The 20050-nt window shown below is 68.7% G+C and carries 5 protein-coding genes; 4 read left to right on the plus strand and 1 reads right to left on the minus strand.

The annotated features are described in order from the left end of the window. Positions 1–100 precede the first annotated feature (100 nt). The 3 genes from AC07OX_RS10095 (at position 101) to AC07OX_RS10105 (ending at position 18093) form a co-directional block, all read left to right on the plus strand. Entirely contained in the window at positions 101–3094 is a 2994-nt protein-coding gene (locus AC07OX_RS10095; RefSeq protein ID WP_495260460.1) for a hypothetical protein, read from the plus strand. Positions 3095–3325: 231 nt separating this feature from the next. Then, positions 3326–10876 carry an OmpA family protein gene (locus tag AC07OX_RS10100; protein ID WP_495260459.1) on the plus strand — a complete coding sequence of 2517 codons (7551 nt, stop codon included), beginning with the start codon at positions 3326–3328 and terminating at the stop codon, positions 10874–10876. Between the two features lie 473 nt (positions 10877–11349). Continuing rightward, complete coding sequence (locus tag AC07OX_RS10105) at positions 11350–18093, plus strand: prealbumin-like fold domain-containing protein (protein WP_495260458.1); 6744 nt, start codon at positions 11350–11352, stop codon at positions 18091–18093. A 15-nt stretch (positions 18094–18108) separates the two neighbouring features. On the opposite strand, the gene AC07OX_RS10110 is transcribed toward AC07OX_RS10105, so the two are convergent. Next, positions 18109–18891, minus strand: a complete 783-nt coding sequence (locus tag AC07OX_RS10110) for an IclR family transcriptional regulator (protein WP_495260457.1) — start codon at positions 18889–18891, stop codon at positions 18109–18111. Between the two features lie 141 nt (positions 18892–19032). Here AC07OX_RS10110 and AC07OX_RS10115 point away from each other — a divergent pair, with 141 nt between their 5' ends. Further along, on the plus strand, positions 19033–20040 hold the full coding sequence (locus tag AC07OX_RS10115) for a TRAP transporter substrate-binding protein (protein WP_495260456.1): 1008 nt from the start codon (positions 19033–19035) through the stop codon (positions 20038–20040). Positions 20041–20050 lie beyond the last annotated feature (10 nt).

Raw genomic sequence — 20050 nt, forward strand, 5'->3', positions numbered from 1 at the left:
GTTTTTCCATTGCCGGTTTCCGTTCGCGGAAATCCCCGGCCGGGGTGAGTTCGTCCTTTTTTTGACCTTTTTTGACCCCAACCCCCGAGGAGAAACCCAAGTGATCCCTACCTTGTCTGCCCGTCGCACCGGCCCCGCGCCGCGCGCGCTCTGGGCGGGCGCAGCAGCCCTGACGCTGAGCTTCCTTTTTGGAAGTTCCGGCGCACTCGCTGCGGCTCCACCCGCCAACACCATCATCGGTAACCAGGCTTCGGCCACCTACCTGGACCCGAACGGCGCCAGCCAACTGGCCACCTCCAACCTCGTGCAGACGACGGTGCAGCAGGTCGGCTCGTTCAACCTGGACACCTACACCACCGTGACGACCAACGTGGTCAACACGAAGACCGGCGCTGCAGGCACGACCGTGTACGCACCGCACGTGCTGACCAACACCGGCAACGGCACCGACACGTTCACGCTGAGCGTGGCCGCACCGGCCAGCCCGAACGGCTTCACCAAGGTCGAAGTGTTCGCCGACGCGAATGCCGACGGCGTGCCCGACAGCACGACCGCGCTGTGCACGGTGACCCCGGGGACTGTTTGTAATGTTCCGGCCCAGACCGTGGCGGGCGGCAACGGTACGTTCCCGTTCGTCGTGGCGTACTCGATCCCGAGCACAGCCACCGGTGGAACAGGGGGTACCTTCACTTCGCCGGTAGCCGCGACCATCACGGCCACCGCAGGCACGCCGGCGCTTTACGCGGCTTCCAACCAGTCCGCGGCCGACGTCGACCACGTGAACCTCACGGACAAAGCGGCCTTCAATGCCACCAAGAGCCTGAGCGTTCCGGCTGTCAGCTGGGTGAGCGGTGCCGCCTGGCCCGCTGCTTCGGTGGCGGGTCCGCGCTCGGTCGCAGGTTGCGCTGCCACCCTCGCGGGTGCGGGCGCTCCGGCGACAGGCTGCGTCTACACCACCTACACGTTGAAGTTCAACAACACGGGTGGTGCGACAGGCCGGTTCGCGTTGACGGACACCTTGCCTAGCGGTTTCACCTACGTGCCGGGTTCGGCCGTCTGGAGCAACTCGCCGTCGGGCACCGCGCTGACGGATCCGGCGGGCGGCGACACCACGGGCATCGACTTCAAGGCGGCAGGCAATACGCTGACGTTCGTCGTGAGCGACCTGCAGCCAAACGTCACGCAGACGGTGAGCTTCGTCGTGATGGTCAATGACACGGCGGCCATCGGCACGTCGACCACGACCAACACGGCCAGGTACAACCCGATCTCGGCGGCTCTGGCTGACGATTCCAATTCGCCTGGCGCGACGAACTCGCCGACCAACCCGGCCAGCTACAACGTCATCGGCACCTTCGACATCGTGCTCGGTTCCGCGACGGGTACCGTTGCCGTTCCAGGCTCGCGCGATACGACGGCGGGCCAGCCGAACGCCGTAGCGACCGATGCCGCGGGTGTAGACCACTCGGTGCAGCCCACTGCGGTCGGCGGCGCCATGGTGAAGTTCGCCCAGACGGTCTTCAACACGGGCAATGCGACCGATACGGTGAACCTCGTGAAGGGCACGGACAACTTCCCGAGCGGGACGACTTTCAAGTTCTTCGCTGAGGACGGTTTGACGCCACTGATTGACAGCAACAGCGACGGCATTCCGGACACGGGGCCTATCGGCAGCGGTGGCACCTTCAAGTTCGTCACGGTGGCGACGTTGCCAGCACTGGCGACCGTTCCTCCGGGTTCGCCCTATTCTGTTGTCGTGATCGGTACCTCGACCGGCGACAGCACGAAGACCGACACCACGCGCGATACGTTGGCCAAGATCGTGACCGTACTCGTTGACCTGACCAACAGCGTGAACGGCAACTCCAACGCGACCCCGGGGACTGAAGACTTGGGCACCGGTCCCAGCTCGAAGCCGACGACGACGACGGACACCCCGGCTGGAACTGCGGCAGTCTTCCCCCTGTACGTCAAGAACAACGACTCGGTGGCCACCACCTACAGCCTTGCCGCGAGTCAGGCCAACAGCTTCCCGGGCAGCCTGCCCGCAGGCTGGACCGTGAAGTTCGTGCTTGGAATTGTCGCCCCCACCGGTTGCGCTGCTGCGACTGGGATCACTCAGGTGGACGTGAATGCCGGCGCTCAGGCGCCAGTCAGTGCCTGCGTGACGCCGCCTGCTTCGCAAGCGGTGATCGTTGCTCCCGGTCAAGCAATCTACTTCCAGGTGCGCTCGATCACCACGACCTCGACCAAGGCCGTGGCCATCGATACGAAGCTGGACGCTGTGACTGTGAGCAAGGCCAACACCTTCGGCGCGACGCTCACGCCGAACAACAACGGCCAGGTCGCTCCCGGCGGTTCTGTGGTGTATGCCCACACGGTGACCATCACCGGCGCGCAAAGCTGCGGCACGAAGTACAACGTGACGGCCACGGCAACGGGTGCAGCAGCAGGCTGGACCACCGCCGTGTACATCGACGCGAACGGCAATGGCCAGATCGACGACACCGACCCGTTGGTGACGAACGGCACGGTTACGCCGACCGCACCGACCGCACCGGCCAAGGCTCTGGACAGTGGCACGACGCACAAGCTGCTCATCAAGGTGTTCGCACCGGGCGGCGCAGCGGCAGGTGCCACCGACACCGCCACGGTGACGGTGACCTTCCCTGACGTCCCTGCTTGCGGCACGCCTTCGGCCAACGACGTGACCACGGTCATCACGGGTCAGATGCGCCTCGTGAAGACGCAAGCGCTCGACCCGACCTGCGCAGGCACGGTGGTGCCGAGCGCGTCGGACCTGCTCGTCGCCAAGCCTGGTGAGTGCATCGTGTACCGCGTCGTTGCAACCAACGAAGGTGTGGCGCCGGTCACCAACATGTCGATCCGGGATGCCGTGCCGGCCTACACCAGCCTGACCGGGGCGACTCAGCCCACGATTCGGTGCACGTCTTCGAGCGGTGTGGACCCTCTTCTCACCAACGCGAACTACACGACGCCGAGCGCGACCACGATGGCCTGCGGCAGCACGAGCAACACCGTTGCGCCTGGCGGCACCGCCACGCTGATGTTCTCCGTGAAGGTCAACAACTGAGGTTCATCTGAGTGAAGAGGGACCGATGGGCGACAGCCTGTCGGCCCCTCGCACAGGGCGCTAGCGCCCGTGCGTTTTCCTTTGCGCCTTCTCTCGTTTCCGAGGCGAGGGCGCAAACGAAAAAGTTCTTTCGTTTCTTCTGATCCCCAAGCGGTGATCGATCAAGGGTTTCGCGGCATGCAGTTCACTTTCAATCCCGGAGGCACACGCCCGCGCTCATGGCGCGGCTGGATGGGTGCATTCGTGGCGGGCGCGGCGCTGCTGCTGCTGGGTGGTGCCGTGCAGGAAGCGAACGCCGCGCCGGCCCCCGCCGGCATCGTGATCCGCAGCATCGCCACGGGCACCTACGTGCCCAACGGCCTGGCGCAGACCGAGACCATCTCGTCCAACGAAGTGATCGCCACGGTGCTGCCTGTTGAGGCCTTGGTGCTCACGCAGGACCAGTCGCTGTCGCGCCCGCCGGCGAGCATCGTCACGCTGAGCCACTTGCTCACCAACACCGGCAACGTCGCCTCCACCTACACGCTGGCGCTGGCCAACAACGCCGGCGGCTGCGCGGCCGACACGCTCGATCTGTCCGCCTTGCGCGTCGTGCGCGACAGCAACAACAACGGCGTGGTCGATCCGGCCGATCCGGTGGTGCAACTCAACGCCGCGGGCGCCCTCGCGCTCAAGCCCGGCGAGACCGCCGCACTGCTGGTGCAGGGCACCATCCCCACCGCTGCGACCGGCGTGGCCTGCGTCGGCCTCACCGCCACCACCGCGCTGCAGGGCCTCACCGCGATCAACCGCGACACCGTCACCGTCGGCAACGCCGCCGCGCTGCAGCTGGTCAAGTCGGCCAGCTACCCCGGCAACGTCATCCCCGGTCAGACGCGCATCGACTTCTCGGTCTCGGGCACCAACATCGGCGCGCAGGACGCGCAGCCGGCCAACGTCATCGCGCCCACCAACACGCCGCTGCTCGTGAACGGCGCGCCTTCTGCCTTGGTCCTCGTGCGCGACCCCGTGCCCGCCGGCACCCAGTACGTGCCCGGCACCTTGCGCACCACCGCCGCCAACGCCGTCAAGCTGTACCGCCTGGCCAACGATCCGGCGTTCAGCTACCGCACCGCCGAAGACGCCTCGGCCGTCGAAGTGGCCATCGGCATCTCCACGCCCGTGGCGCGCAACGTGTCCATCGCGATGCAGTTCGCCGTCAAGGTCAACGCCGAACAGATGGGCGAGATCCGCAACACCGCGCACAGCCAGTACAACGACGGCACGGGTCCGGCCACCGTGCCCTCGAACACCATCGTCATCAGCTCCACCCAGGCGCGCATCGGCGTGGCCAAGGCCGCGTCCACCCCGCGTGTGAACCGCAACGCCGACGGCAAGACCGACGGCACCGCCACCGTGCGCTTCAGCGTCAACGTGCGCAACTACGGCACGTCATGGCTGTACGGCGTGCAGGCCGCCGACGTGATGGAAGGCGCAGGCGCCACGCAGTTCGGCAGCTACGCGGCAGCCGCCGTGCCCGGCGCGAACCAGTACACCATCGTGCCCGGCTCGATCGTGATCGCGCCCGCACCCAGCGGCGGCACCGTTGCCGCGCCCAACCCCGCCTTCAAGGGCACCGCCGCCGCCTCGAACCTGCTGGCCGACGGCGCCGTGCTGCCCGTGGGCGGGCAGTTCACCGTGCAGTTCGATGCGCGCATCAACTTCACCGGCCGCACCGGCACCTTGCTGAACACCGTCAAGGCCTCGGGCGCCCTCAATGCCGGCGGCCCGGCGGTGGCCCTGGACGATTCGGTCAACGGCGACAACCCCGACGCCGACGGCGACGGCAACCCCAACAACGACACCTCGCCCACGCCGGTGTCGACCCAGCTGCCCACGCTCACGCTGACCAAGCAGGCCTCCATGGCGCGGCGCGTGTCGCCCGGCGTCTACGAGCTGGACTACACCTTCAAGGTCACCAACACCGGCGCCGTCGCCGCGCCCAACGTGCGCGTGATCGACAACCTGAACTGCACCTTCGACATGGACAAGTCGAGCGGTCAGGTCGCCTCGTGGGAACTGCTGGGCCCGCCCAAGGCCGCCAACGGCAACCTCAACGCCGCCACCGGCTTCACCGGCCGCGCCACCTGCAACCGCACCACGCAGGACAGCGCCGACCCGTTCCAGCTGCCCACCGAAGTGGCGCTGAGCCTGACGGATGGAAGCCGTGCATTGGCCCCGGGCCAGAGCGAGCAGATCCGCCTGAGCGTGCGCATCACCGAGAAGGCATCGGCCATCGGCGGGCGCGTGTCGCTCACCAACAAGGCCTGGGCCGCTGCCTTCGAGCAGAACACCGTCAACGTCACGCCCACCATGCTGCTGGCGGCCACCGCCACCTCGGTGCAGGCGCTGCTGGTCGATCCGCAGGGCACGGTCTACAACGCATTGACCCGTCAACCTGTGGCCGGCGCGCTGGTCACCTACACGCGCCAGTCGTGCAGCAGCGGCACGGCCGGCCCCATCACCGCGGCCGAGATCTACGGCGCCGACTCAGGCACCTACACGCTCAACCCCAACGGCAGCGTCTCCATGACCACCGGCGCCGATGGCGCCTACCAGTTCTACCTGCAGACGCCGCCCGTGACGGGCCTGTGCACGTACGCACTCTCGGTCACGCCGCCGGCAGGCAGCGGCTACGTGTACCCCTCGCAGCTCATCCCCGTGACCGGTGGCTCGTTCACGAGTTGCGGCGCCGTCGTGCCCAGCGCCGTGCCCCCGAAGGATGCGGACCCGACCAGCTACTACTTCCAGGTGCAGGCCGGCGCCAAGCCCGACGGCACGCCGTGCGACGCCGTGCACAACCACATCCCGCTCGATCCGGGCAACATCCTGGGCCTGGTGCTGCGCAAGGACGGCAGCAAGCGCCAGGTCGAGTTCGGCGACTTCATCGACTACGCGCTCACCGTCACCAACAAGACCGGCTTCCCCGTCACCGGCGTCACCTTCAACGACACGCTGCCCCCGGGCTTCGCGTACGTGGCCAACAGCGTGCGCCTGAACGGCCAGGTCGTGCCCAACCCGGCCGGCGGCGCCGGCCCGGGCCTGATCTTCCACTACCCCACGCTAGTGGTGGCCCCCGACCAGTCGGCCATGGTGCGCTACCGCGTGCGCATCGGCGTGGGCGCGCCCACCAACGGCGACGCCATCAACCGCGCGCGCGCCACCTCGGGCCCCATCCAGTCGAACCTGGCGAACTGGACCGTGCGCGTGACGGGCGGCGTGTTCTCCGACGACGCCTTCGCCTTCGGCAAGGTGTACCTCGATTGCAAGCGAGACGGTCAACGCGACGGCAGGCAAGAGGGCGCCGACGAGATCGGCGTGCCCGGCGTGCGCCTGTACATGGAAGACGGCACTCACGTCGTCACCGACATCGAAGGCAAGTGGAGCCTGTACGGCCTCAAGCCCGTCACGCACGTGCTGCGCCTGGACCAGACCACGCTGCCGCTGGGCGCCAAGCTCGAAGTGCTCGACAACCGCAACTCGGGCACCCCCGAGAGCCGCTTCGTCGACCTGAAGAAGGGCGAGTTCCACAAGGCCAACTTCATCATCACGAACTGCGACGAGAAGAGCGTCATTGCCGACGTGGCCGCACGCCGCGCCGCCATCGCCGCGCGCCCCGACACCGAGGCCGAAGCGCAGGTGCGTCTGCGCCTGGACCCCGAAGGCAAGGTCGTGCCCGTGGGCGACGTGCGCGGCCTGCCGGCCACCGGCCAGGCACTGGCCAGCGGCAGCACCGGCGCCGTGCAGCCCACCTCGGCGCCGCTGATCGCGCTGCCCGTGGCACCGGCCAACGCCAGCAGCTTCGTCGGCGGCGGTGGCGGCAGCATGGGCGGCACGCTGGGCGTGCAGCCCGCGATCCCGACCGGTAGCCTGTTCTCGCCGCTGAACGGCGTGCCCACCTCGGGCCTGCCGTCCTCGACCACCAGCGGTTCGGCCACCGGCGTCGGCGCGCAGGCCATGCGCCCCATCGGCACCGGCGGCGCGATGCTCGAGCCGCGCGCCAACCCGCTGCTGCCCCAGGCCGTTCCGAGTCCCATCGAACTCGAGACCCTGCTGCCCCAACTCGAGAACAACACCCTGGCCTTCATCGGCCTGAAGGACCGCGACACCGTCGCCGGCCAGTCGATCAACGTGCGCGTCAAGGGCACGGCCGGCGCCTCGTTGCGCCTGAGCGTGAACGGCGCCGCGCTGGAGGAACGCCGCGTCGGCAAGAAGACCCAGCTGGCATCGAAGAACATCGCCGCCTGGGAATACATCGGCGTGGCCCTGCGCCCCGGCACCAACACCCTCAAGCTCGAAGCCGTGGACGGCTTCGGCAACGTGCGCGGCAGCGCCGACGAGATCACCGTCGTCGCCCCCGACAAGCTCGGCGCCATCGAGGTCGACCTGCCCGAGGTGGCGCGCGCCGACCTGCGCACGCCCGTGGTCGTCAAGGTGCGCCTGATCGACGCGGCCGGCGTGCCCGTCACCGCCCGCACGCAGCTCACGCTGGAGACCGACCGTGGCCGCTGGCTGGCCGAAGACCTGAACCCGACCGAACCCGGCACGCAGGTCTTCATGGACGGCGGCGCTGCAGAGTTCCAGCTGATGCCCCCGGGCGAGCCGGGCGATGCGCGCCTGCGCGTGAGCGCCGGCACCTTCGTCAAGGAAGTGCGCCTGGCGCTGCTGCCCGAGATGCGCCCCATGATCGGCGTGGGCATCGTCGAAGGCGTGCTCGACTTCACCAAGCGCGGCAAGCTGCCCATCGGCGCGATGCCCGCCGGCGCCGCCTTCGAGGCGGAACTCTCGGGCCTGAAGGACGAGGGCACCAACAGCCGCGCCAGCGGGCGCGCCGCCTTCTTCTTCAAGGGCACCGTCAAGGGCGAGTACCTGCTCACGGCCGCCTACGACTCCGACAAGACGCGCAAGGACCGCCTGTTCCGCGACATCCGTCCCGACGAGTTCTATCCGATCTACGGCGACTCCGCGGTCAAGGGCTTCGACGCCCAGAGCACGCAGAAGCTCTACGTGCGCATCGACAAGAACCGCTCCTACCTGCTGTACGGCGACTTCACCACCGCCAGCAGCACCGAGGTGCGCAACCTCAGCCAGAGCAACCGTTCGCTCACGGGCCTGAAGCACGTGTACGAGGACGAGAACGTGCGCGCCACCAGCTATGTCTCGCGCACCGCCCAGACCCAGCAGGTGGAGGAGTTCCGCGCGCTGGGCACCTCGGGCCCGTACTACCTGAGCGCCAGCAACGGCGAGTTCGTGGACAACAGCGAACAGATCGAGATCGTGGTGCGCGACCGCAACCAGCCCAACATCGTGCTGCAGCGCACGGCCGTGGCGCGCTTCGTGGACTACACGGTGGAGCCGCTCACGCGCCGCATCCTGTTCACGCATGCCATCGCTTCCATCGACGCGAACCTGAACCCGCAGTCGATCCGCGTCACCTACGAAGTGGACAGCGGCGGCCCCAAGTTCACCGTGGCCGGCACCGACGTGCAGGTCAAGGTCAGCGAGAACCTGCAGCTGGGCGTGGTGGCTTCCACCGACCAGAACCCGCAGAACAAGCGCAACCTGCAGGCGCTCACGGGCGTGGCGCGCATCGGCCAGAACACCAGCGTGGCGGCCGAGCTGGTCAAGACCGACTCCGACGACAAGGGCAACGGCCACGGCGCGCGCGTGGAAGCGCGCTACCAGGACGAGAAGCTGGCCGTGGTGGCACTGGCGGCCAAGACCAGCAAGGGCTTCGACAACCCCGGCGCGAGCTTCTCGGCCGGCCACACCGAAGCCTCGGCGCGCGCCGAGTACCGCGTCGACCCGACCCTGGCCGTGCGCGGCGAGGTGCTCTACAGCAAGGACGCAACCCAGGTCGACGAGCGCAAGGGCGCCACGGTGAGCGTGCAGAAGAAGCTCAGCGACAAGACCGTCGCCGAGGTGGGCCTGCGCCACGGCCAGAGCAACAACGCGCTGGGCTCCAGCTCGGGCTTCGACTACGGCCAGATCTCCACCTACAACGGCCAGATGGGCAGCAGCATCGGCGCCAACAGCGTGACCACGCTGGGCGCGGCCGCCGCTGCAGCCGGCGTGGACACGCAAAGCCAGACGACCGTGCGCGGGCGCCTGTCGACCGAGGTGCCCGGCGTGGCCGGCGCGCAGGTGTTCGTGGAAGGCGAGCAGGACCTGAAGGACGGCAAGCGCCACGTGCTGGCCGTGGGCGGCAACTACGCCATCACCGACAAGACGCGCGTGTACGGCCGCTACGAGCTGATCTCCACGCTCAACGGCCCCTACGAGCTGGACAGCACGCAGCGCAACAACACCGGCATCGTCGGCATCGAGAGCAACTACATGGAAGGCGGTCGCGTGTACAACGAGTACCGCATCGCCGACGGCGCCGAAGGGCGCGGCGTGCAGGCGGCCATCGGGGTGCGCAACACCTTCAAGGTCAACGAGCAGATCCGCGTGACCGGGGGCATCGAGCACACGCGCGACATGAGCGGCTACAGCAACAGCAAGAACACCGGCACGGGTTATGCCGGTGGGCTGGGCGAATCGACCGCGATCACCAGCGGCATCGAATACATCACCGACCGGATCAAGGCCAGCGGCGTGTACGAAGCGCGCCGCGGCGACGACGCCAATACGCGCCTGTTCAGCGCCGGCTTCGGCTTCAAGCTCGATCCGTCCTGGAGCCTGCTGGCGCGCAGCATCGTGAGCGACAGCGAAGGCCAGGGCGCCAACGCGGGCAACGAGCGCCACCTGCAGCGCCACCAGATCGGCATTGCCTACCGGCCGGTGGACGACGACACCTGGAACGCGCTGGCGCGCTACGAGCGCCGTTCGGAGCGCGTGGTGGGCGCGGGCAATGCGGCCGGCGCGCTGCAGGGCAGCAGCGTCTTCGGCGCCGACAACGGCGCCAGCCTGCCGGGCAAGACCAGCGCAGACATTGTCTCGGCGCACGTCAACTACAACCCCGAGCCGGGCAAGGCGGTGATGGCGCGCTACGCCTTCAAGCTCAGCCGCGCCGACGACGGCACGCTGGCCAGCAAGTACTGGGCGCACCTGGTGCAGGCGCGCTACACGCAGGACATCAACCAGGACTGGGACTTCGGCGTGCAGGCCGGCCTGCTGTACGGCAAGGGCGGCGCGCTGCAGAAGACCTTCGGCGTCGAGGTGGGCTACCAGGTGCAGAAGAACATGTGGGTGTCGGCGGGCTACAACTTCGTGGGCCTGAGCGACCGCGACCTGACGGCCAACGAGTACACGAGCAAGGGCGCGTACGTGCGGTTGCGCTTCAAGTTCGACGAGACGCATCTGGGGTTTGCTTCGACCGGGGAGACGAACGTGGCCAAGGCTGCCAAGGCAGAGAAGGTGGCTGCGGATGCGCCGGACGTGGCGCCGCTGCCGATGCGCACGGTGCTGCAGGCCGAGGCGCTGTTCGAGCCCGCCAAGTCCTTCATCAAGCCGCAGGCGCACGACACGCTGAACACGCTGGCCGCGCAGATCAAGGCGACCGAGGCGCAGGTGGTGATCCACATCAGCCACACGGACGCGCAGCAAGGCAGCGCCGACGACCGCATGCAGCTGGTCGCGCAGCGGACCAACGCGGTGCGCAGCTACCTGATCGGGCGCGGCGTGGACGTGCTGCGCCTGCGCACCGACACCAAAGAAGACACGCAGCCTGTCGCGGGCGATGACAGCAGCGCCAAGAGCCGCTGGGTCGTGATCGCCGCGGCCGCGCAAGAAACCCGCTGAACGAGACCATGATGCAAAGCAGAACGAGAAACGAAGCGGGCGGGATGGCGCGGCTCGGCGGGGTGTTGAAGGGCGTGCTTGCCGCGACGGCCTTGTGGCTCATTGCCATGCCGGGTGCGCAGGCGGCAGTCGGCACGTGCACGCCGCAGTCGGGCTACAACAGCTGCGTGACCTTCACCTATTCGGGGGGGAAGCAAAACTTCACGGTGCCTGCCGGTGTGACCTCGGTGCGTGCCACGATGTGGGGCGCCGGTGGCGGTGGCTCCATAGCGGCAGGTGGCTTTTCAAGCGGCGGTGGCGCTGGCGGCTATGCCGACGGGACCGTGACGGTCACGCCCGGCAACCTCTTGGCGGTGACTGTGGGGCAAGGGGGGCGGAGTGAGGATACGGTCGGACCCTATGGCAGAGGTGGTGTGGGTGGTGGGAAGGGGTCCAATGTCGGCGTGGGCGCTGGCGGCTCCTCGGGCGGGGGCATGAGCGCGCTGTGGGTCAACGACGGCCAGTTTTCTACATCGGACGCAAGGCTCATCGCAGGCGGCGGTGGCGGCAGCGCCTACTGGACCGACAACGGCACGCCTGTTCCCGGCGGTGGTGGCGGCACGAATGGTGGGTCTTCCAGCGGCACTGGCGGGCAGGGCGGTACGCAGTCCGCTGGCGGAGCGATCGGCACACCGACCTCCGGCAGCGTCGCGAGCACCTGCGTTGGCGGCTCGGCTGGCAGTGCCTTGCAAGGAGGCAACGGTTGCTCGGCCGTTGGCGGCATTTCCGTTCAGTACGAAGGTGGTGGCGGCGGTGGCGGTGGCTGGTACGGCGGCGGTGGCGGGATGGCGCAGTGCAGCAGCACGCCGAATCCGATCACGTCCACCTGTTCCTACAACGGACCAGGCGGTGGTGGTTCGGGCTACTTCGCTTCGGGGGCAGTCACCGGTGGCGTGCTCGCTGCGGGGCCCAACGGAAACTTCTCAGGGAGCGTTGCGGCGCCCAACCCAGGCGGCAGCCCTCACTACCAGAGCAGCATCGGCAGGGGCGGGGCGAACGCCGTTACCGTCTCCACGGGGGTTGCCGGCACGACCGGCGGCAACGGCTTCGTTGTCATCCAGTTCAACGTGGTCACGCTCCAGCTTGCCAAGGCCTGGTCGGCCGGCAGCAACACTGGCGACGTGGCCCTCATCGTGGCCACCACGGGTGGCACCGGCATCTTCGGCGCCGCCAGCAACACCGCGACCTTCAACGCGACGGCACCGACGGCCGGCGACAGCGGCACGCCCGTGGGTGTGGGCATTGGCAACGTCATCACGCTGCCCGCCGAAACGCTGACCACCGGCACGCTGGCGAACTACAACACCGTGCTGTCGTGTACCGCGAATGGCGGCGCCATGGCCAGCACGCTCAGCGGTACCAACGGACAGGTGCCGAACACGCTGACCATCGCTCTCGGCGACATCGGCAAGGCCATCGTCTGTACCTACACCAACACGCGCAAGACCGCGACCCTGCAGCTGGCCAAGTCGTGGAACCCCATCAGCGTGACGGGCAACGTGGCGAACATCGGCGCCACCACGGGCGGCGCGGCGAACACCGCGGCGTTCTCGTCGACGGCACCGACGGCCAACACCAGCGCGACCGTGACCGTCGCGGCCGGCAACACGATCACCTTCCCCGCGGAAACCATGAACGGCGGCGTGCTGCCGAACTACACGACCGTGCTGTCGTGTACCGCCGGTGGCGGCGCGACGGCCAACAGCCTGAGCGGCACCAACGGCCAGGCGACCAACACGCTGACGATCGGCGCGGGCGACGCGGGCAAGGCCATCGTCTGTACCTACACCAACACGCCGAAGACTTCCACGCTGCAGCTGGTCAAGTCGTGGGGCGCCAACAGCCTCACGGGCAACGTGGCGAGCATTCCCGCCTCCACGGGCGGCACCAACAACACCACGGCCTTCACGGCCACGGCCCCCGCGGGCGCGAACAGCGGCGCCGCCGTGACCGTCGCCACGGGCAACACGATCACGCTGCCGGCCGAGACGATGTCGCCGGGCACGCTGGCGAACTACAACACGGTGCTGGCGTGTACGGCCGGCGGCGGTGCCACGGCCAATGCGCTCAGTGGCACCAACGGACAGAACAGCAACACGCTGGTGGTCGGCGCGGGCGACGCGGGCAAGGCCATCGTCTGTACCTACACCAACACGCCGAAGACGGCCACGCTGCAGATCGCCAAGGCATGGGGCGCGAACAGCATCAGCGGCAACGTGGCGAGCCTGGGCGCGAGCACGGGCGGCGCGAACAACACCGCCGCCTTCACGGCGACGGCGCCGACGGGTGCCAACAGCGGCGCGGCCGTGACCGTGGTCGCCGGCAACACCATCACCTTCCCCGCGGAAACGATGCCGACGGGGACGCTGGCGAACTACAACACGGTGCTGGCCTGTACGGCCGGCGGCGGCGCCACGGCCAACACGCTGAGCGGCACCAACGGGCAGGTCACCAACACCTTGCTGATCGGCCCGGCCGATGCGGGCAAGGCGATCCTGTGTACCTACACCAACACGCCGAAGACGGCCACGCTGCAGATCGCCAAGTCCTGGGGCACCGGCGCCATCAGCGGCAACGTGGCGAGCATCGGCGCGAGCACGGGCGGCGCGAGCAACACCACGGCGTTCACGGCGACCGCGCCCACGGTGGGCAACAGCAGCACGGTGAACGTGGTGGCGGGCAACACCATCACGCTGCCGGCCGAGACGATGCCCACGGGCTCGCTCGCGAGCTACAACACGGTGCTGTCGTGTACGGCAGGGGGCGGCGCCACGGCCAACGCGCTGAGTGGCACCAACGGGCAGAACAGCAACACGCTGCTGATCGGTGCGACCGACGCGGGCAAGGCCATCGTCTGTACCTACACCAACACCGGCAAGCCCGCGACCCTGACCCTCGCCAAGCGTTCGCTCGGCGGCGTGGCCGGCTTCGACTTCACGGGCACCAACGGCGTGGCCGCGCACACCATCACCACCACCGTGGCCGGCACGGCCGTCAACGGGCCGCTGCAGACGCTGACCGCGACGGGCACGGCGACCACCTTCACCGAAACCTACACGCCGGCCGCGGGCGTGCCCGACTACGTGATCACCGACGTCAGCTGCACCGGCATGGGCAGCGGCGGCACGGTGACGCGCGGCACTGCGCAGAACACGAACCAGTTCACGCTGAACGCAGCTGCGACGGTGGCGGGCTCGAACATCGTCTGTACCGTCACCAACGCCAAGGCGCCGACGGTGCAGCTGCGCAAGAAGTGGGTCAACGCGCTCGTCAACGACGCCTTCACGCTGACCGCCTCGGGCACGGTGCACCCGAACCACAACATCGGCTACGCCTTCAACCTGCAGGCCACGGCCAACACGCCCAACGAGACCGACACCGGCGGCGCGCAGCGCGTGGCGGTGGGCGACACCGTGACCCTGTCGGAGACGCCGTTCGGCACCAACGCCGGCTCGTACACCGCCAGTGCCTGGAGCTGCACCGGCGGCGGCTCGCTCAGCGGCAACCTGCTGACCCTGGGCAACGCCGATGCGGGCCTGCCGATCATTTGCGAGATCACCAACACCGCCAAGACGGCGACCGTCACGCTGGCCAAGACCTGGTCGGGCGCGATCGTCAACGATGCGGTGAGCGTCACCGGCACGGGCCTGACCACGCTGGCCTCGGTGGCCAACACGGCGGCCGAGACCGACACCGGCGCTGCGCAGGCCGTGCCCGTGGGCAGCGTCATCACGCTGGCCGAGAGCTTCACCACCGGCAGCGCCGCCAACTACACCAGCGCGCTGAGCTGCACCGGCACCAGCGGGCTGTCGGGCAACACGCTGACGGTGGGCGCGGCCGACACGGCCATCGTCTGTACCTACGCCAACACGCGCAAGACGGCGGCGGTGACGCTGTCCAAGAGCTGGAGCGGCGCCATCGCCGGCGACAAGGTCAACCTGACGGTCAGCGGCAGCGCCGCCGAGGTGACGGGCGCGACCGCCGGCACGTCCACCGCGCCGGCCACCACCACCAACGCCACGGCCACCGCGGCCAGCGGCGCCACCGTGACGCTGGCCGAGGCCTTCACCACCGGCAACGCCGCCAACTACACCACCACGCTGGCCTGTACCAAGGTGTCGGACGGCAGCGCGGTGACGGTGAGCGGCAGCGGCCTGAGCCGCACCTTCACCATGCCGTCGGACAGCGCGGTGAACTGCGCCTACACCAACACGCGCAGGACCGCGACGCTGCAACTGTCCAAGGCCTGGAGCGCCGGCAGCACCACGGGCAACGTGGCGAGCATCGGCGCGACCACCGGCGGCGCGAACAACACCGCCGCGTTCACGGCGACGGCGCCGACGGCGGGCACCAGCGGCACCGCGGTGTCGGTGGCCGCGGGCGACACGCTCACCTTCCCGGCCGAGACGATGACCACGGGCACGCTGGCGAACTACACCACCGTGCTGTCGTGTACCGCCGACGCCGGCGCCACGGCCAACACGCTGAGCGGCACCAACGGCCAGGCCAGCAACACGCTGGTGGTCGGCGCGGGCGACGCGGGCAAGGCCATCGTCTGTACCTATACCAACACGCCGAAGACGGCCACGCTGCAGATCGCCAAGGCCTGGGGTGCGAACAGCATCGCCGGCAACGTGGCGAGCATCGGCGCGAGCGCGGGCGGATCGAGCAACACCACGGCCTTCACGGCGACGGCGCCCACGGGCGCCAACAGCGGCACGGCCGTGACCGTGCAGGCCGGCAACACGATCACGCTGCCGGCCGAGACGATGGCGCCGGGCACGCTCGCCAACTACACCACGGTGCTGGCCTGTACGGCCGGCGGCGGTGCCACGGCCAACGCGCTCAGCGGCACCAACGGGCAGAACAGCAACACGCTGCTGGTCGGCGCGGGCGACTCCGGCAAGGCCATCGTCTGTACCTACACCAACACGCCCAAGACCGTCACCGTGCAGCTGCGCAAGGCCTGGAGCGCGGACAGCACGAACGGCGACGTGGCCAGCATCGGCGCGACCTCGGGCGGCAGCAGCAACACGGCGGCGTTCACCGCGACCGCGCCCACCGCCGGCAACAGCGGCGCGGCGGTGTCGATGGTCGTCGGCGGCACGCTCACGCTGCCGGCCGAGACGATGACCACCGGCTCGCTCGCGAACTACAGCACCGTGCTCGCGTGTACCGCCGACGGCGGTGCGACGACCAACCCGCTGAGCGGCACCAACGGCCAGGCGAGCAACACGCTGGCGATTGCCGCGGCCGACGCCGGCAAGGCCATCGTCTGTACCTACACCAACGCGAAGAAGACGGTCACCCTGCAGGTGCGCAAGGCCTGGGGCGCGAACAGCGAAACGGGCAACGTCGCCAGCATCGGCGCGACCACGGGCGCGACCAACAACACGGCCGCGTTCACCGCGACCGCACCCACGGCCGGCAACAGCGGTGCGGCGGTCGTGGCGGCCGTGGGCAACACGATCACCCTCCCGGCGGAAACGATGCCCACCGGCACGCTGGCCAACTACACGACCGTGCTGTCGTGTACCGCCGACGGCGGCGCCACGGCCAACGCCCTGAGCGGCACCAACGGCCAGGCCAGCAACACGCTGGTGATCGGCGCGGGCGACGCCGGCAAGGCCATCGTCTGCACCTACAGCAACAACCGCCTGCCGACGGTGCAGATCCGCAAGCAGGCGCTGGGCGGCACGGGCACCTTCGCGTTCAGCGGCACCAACGGCTTCGGCTCGGACAGCATCAACGTCTCGGTGTCGGGCTCGACGGTGGTCGGCACCATCAAGACGCTGACCACGGCCAATACCCAGACGGTGCTGACCGAAGTCGCGGCCTCGATGCCCGGCGGCTTCGCGTTCTCGGGCGCGACCTGCACGGGCCTGGCGGGCGGGGCGACGGCGGCGGTCGACGTGGTGGCGGGCACCGTCACGCTGCCGGCGGCCGGGCTGACGAACGGCACGGCCGTGGTCTGTACCTTCACCAACACGCTCGCAGCCATCGTGAGCGGCCGCGTGTTCCTGGACAACGGCGTGGGTGGCGGCACGGCCAACGACGGCCTCGTCAACGGCGGCGAGGGCCCGTTGTCGGGCGTGAGCGTGCGGCTGACCAACTGCGGCGCCGCCGTGTACGCGAGCGCGCTCACGGACGCATCGGGTGCCTACAGCCTGAGCGTGCCGGCCGGCACGGCCACGGGCTCGGCGATGTGCGTGGAAGAAACCAACCCCGGCACGCGCGTGTCGACCGGCGCCTCGGTGGGCAACGTCGCGCTGCCCTCGGGCTCGGCGGTGGCCGCGGCCGGTGGCACCTACACCTACACGCGCACCGGCACGCCCGACCGCATCGCCTTCAGCTGGAACGGCACGGGCCATGCCAACCTGAACTTCGGCGACGTCGACAACAGCGCCTTCGCGACCGACGGCGCCAAGACAGGCCTGCCGGGCAGCACCGTAACCTACGCCCACACCTTCACGGCCGGCACGGCAGGGCAGGTGCGCTTCAGCGTGGCGAGCGAGACGGCCACGCCGGCCATCACCGGCTGGACGACGAAGGTCTTCGCGGATGTGGGTTGCACCGGCAGCCTGCAGCCCGGCGCGGCGCAGCTGTACCCGCCGAGCGCGGCGGCCACGCCCGTGGCTTTCGCGGGCAAGGTCTGCGTGATCGTGCAGGAGTTCATTCCCGCCACGGCCCCGCTGGGCTCGAACAACAAGGCGACGATCCGCGCCGACTTCACCTACACCAACGCGAGCCCGTCGCTCAGCGGCAGCTTCACGCTGGACGACCTCACGACGGTGTCGGGCGTGGCGCTGGAGCTGAAGAAGGAAGTGCGCAACATCACGCAAAGCGGCACCTTCGGCGTCAACAACCAGGCCAAGTCGGGCGAGACGCTCGAGTACCGCATCACCTACACGAACAACGGCGACGCGCCGATCCGCAGCATGGTCGTGAACGACATGACGCCGGGCTACACCACCTTCGTGAGCGCGACCACGGGCACCACGCCGGCATCGCTCACGGGCTGCGTCAAGACCACGCCGGCGAACGCGCCGCCTGCGGGTGCCGTGGCCTGCACCACGGCTCAGCCCGCCGGGGGCACGGGCGCGATCGACTGGCGCTTCACGGGCACGGTCGAGCCGGGCGGCACGGGCTTCGTGCTGTTCCAGGTGAAGGTGGACTGAAGACCTGCAGGGCCTTCAGGCCCGGCGCTTGAACAGCGCGGACGCGCCGCTGGCCCGCGCCACGTCGTCCGCCGCGGCCAGCAGCTGCGGGCCCAGCGCGAGCATGCGTTCTTCCGTGAGCCGCACCAGCGGCCCCGCGATGGTGATGACGCCGATCACGCCGCCGTGCGCACCGCGCACCGGCGCGGCCATGGCGGTCATCGCGGGGGCGAACACCTCGTTGATCATCGAGAAACCGCGCTTGCGCGTGGCGCGCAGGAACACCAGCAGCGCCTTCACGGTGGTCGGTGCTTTCGGGCCGAAGTCTTCCGGCTGGCCGAAGCCCTGCTTCGCGACGAGCTGCAGCGCCTGTTCGTCCGTCATGGTCGAGAGCCACGCGTGGCCTGCGGAGCTGCACGAGAGGTTCACCGACAGGCCCATGTCCGGGTCGTAACGCAGCCCGCGCGTGGCGCCTTGCGCCTTCGCGACGAAGGTGAGCTCGTCGCCGTCGACCACCGCCAGCCGCACCAGCTCGCCCGACGCGACCGCGAGCCGGTCGAGCAGCGGCTGTGCCACGTCGACGATGCCGCTGTTGCTCAAAAAGCTCAGGCCCAGCGACACCAGCTTGATGGTCAGCATGTAGTCGCCATGGCTCTGGTCTTGCCGCACATAGCCGCAGCGCACCAGTTCACTCAGCAGGCGATGGGTGGCGCTCAAGGGCATTTCCAGCTCGGCAGACAACGCGGAAAGCGCGCGGCCCTCGGGGTGGCCGGAGAGGTGTTCGAGCACCTTGAAGCTGCGTTCGAGTATGGCTGTCATGAGACGACTCTAGCATTTTGCCAAGTGTTTTCACTAGTAGAAAGATTTTCCACTAAATCGATAAGATCGCGCCGTCTGGGGTCGGAGGCGCTTCTTGGCGCCCCGGCATGGATCGCTCACATCGCAAGCTGGAGAACAACTTTGAGAACGCTTTACCGCTCGCTGGCCACCGCCGGCCTCGCCCTCGCCCTGGTCGTTCCTGCTGTTGCGCAAGCGCAGCAGGAGCGCGTGATCCGCTTCGGCCACCTGAACAACGCCGACCATCCCGTGAGCTTCGGCGTCAAGCGCTTTGCCGAGCTTCTCTCGGCCAAGAGCGGCGGCAAGATGAAGGTGCAGGAGTTCCCCGCCTCGCAGCTGGGCAACGAGATGCAGCAGCAGTCGGCGCTACAGGGCGGCGTGCAGCAGATGTCGGCACCGGCCACCACGTCTCTTGCAGGCATCGTGAAGGAGTTCGGCCTCGTCGACTTTCCCTTCTCGGTGAACAACTTCGCGCAGGCCGATGCACTGCTCGACGGCCCGTTGGGCCAGGCGCTCATCGCCAAGCTCCCCGAGAAGGGCCTTGTCGCCCTGGGCTACTGGGACCTGGGCTTTCGCAACGTGACGAACAGCAAGCGCCCCATCGCCAAGCCTGAAGACCTCGAAGGTCTGAAGATCCGCGTGATCCCCAACCCTGTGTTTCTCGAAACCTTCAAGGCCTTCAAGGCCAACCCCGTGCCGATGCCTTTCGCCGAGCTGTACGGTGCGCTCGAAGCCAAGGCGGTCGATGGGCAGGAGAACCCGTATGCGGTGATCCTGTCGAACAAGTTCTACGAAGTGCAGAAGTTCGTCAGCGCCACCAACCATGTGTACGCCGCCAACATCGTGCTGGTGAGCAAGAAGTTCTGGGACTCGCTCACGCCGGCCGAGCAGAAGATGATGAACGACGCGGCCAACGAGGCGCGCGGCTATCAGCGGCAAGTGAGTCGCGCCGCCGCGCAGAAGGCCGTGGGCGACCTGCAGGCCAAGGGCGCGCAGTTCAACGAACTCGGCGCCGCCGAACAGAAGCGCATGCGCGACATCGCCAAGCCCGTCGTCGACAAGTTCGCCGCACAGTACGACCCCGCCATCGTCAAGCTCTACAACGACGAGCTCGCACGCATCCGCAAGTAGCGCGCCCCCA

It is taken from the genome of Variovorax sp. GW821-FHT09D07 (assembly GCF_059416345.1).

What these genes read in the sequence shown, in the direction of transcription:
- AC07OX_RS10100 (WP_495260459.1), top strand. Translation starts at nt 3,326, where the DNA reads ATGGGTGCATTCGTGGCGGGCGCGGCGCTGCTGCTGCTGGGTGGTGCC.
- AC07OX_RS10105 (WP_495260458.1), top strand. Translation starts at nt 11,350, where the DNA reads ATGAGCGCGCTGTGGGTCAACGACGGCCAGTTTTCTACATCGGACGCA.
- AC07OX_RS10110 (WP_495260457.1), bottom strand. Translation starts at nt 18,891, where the DNA reads ATGACAGCCATACTCGAACGCAGCTTCAAGGTGCTCGAACACCTCTCC.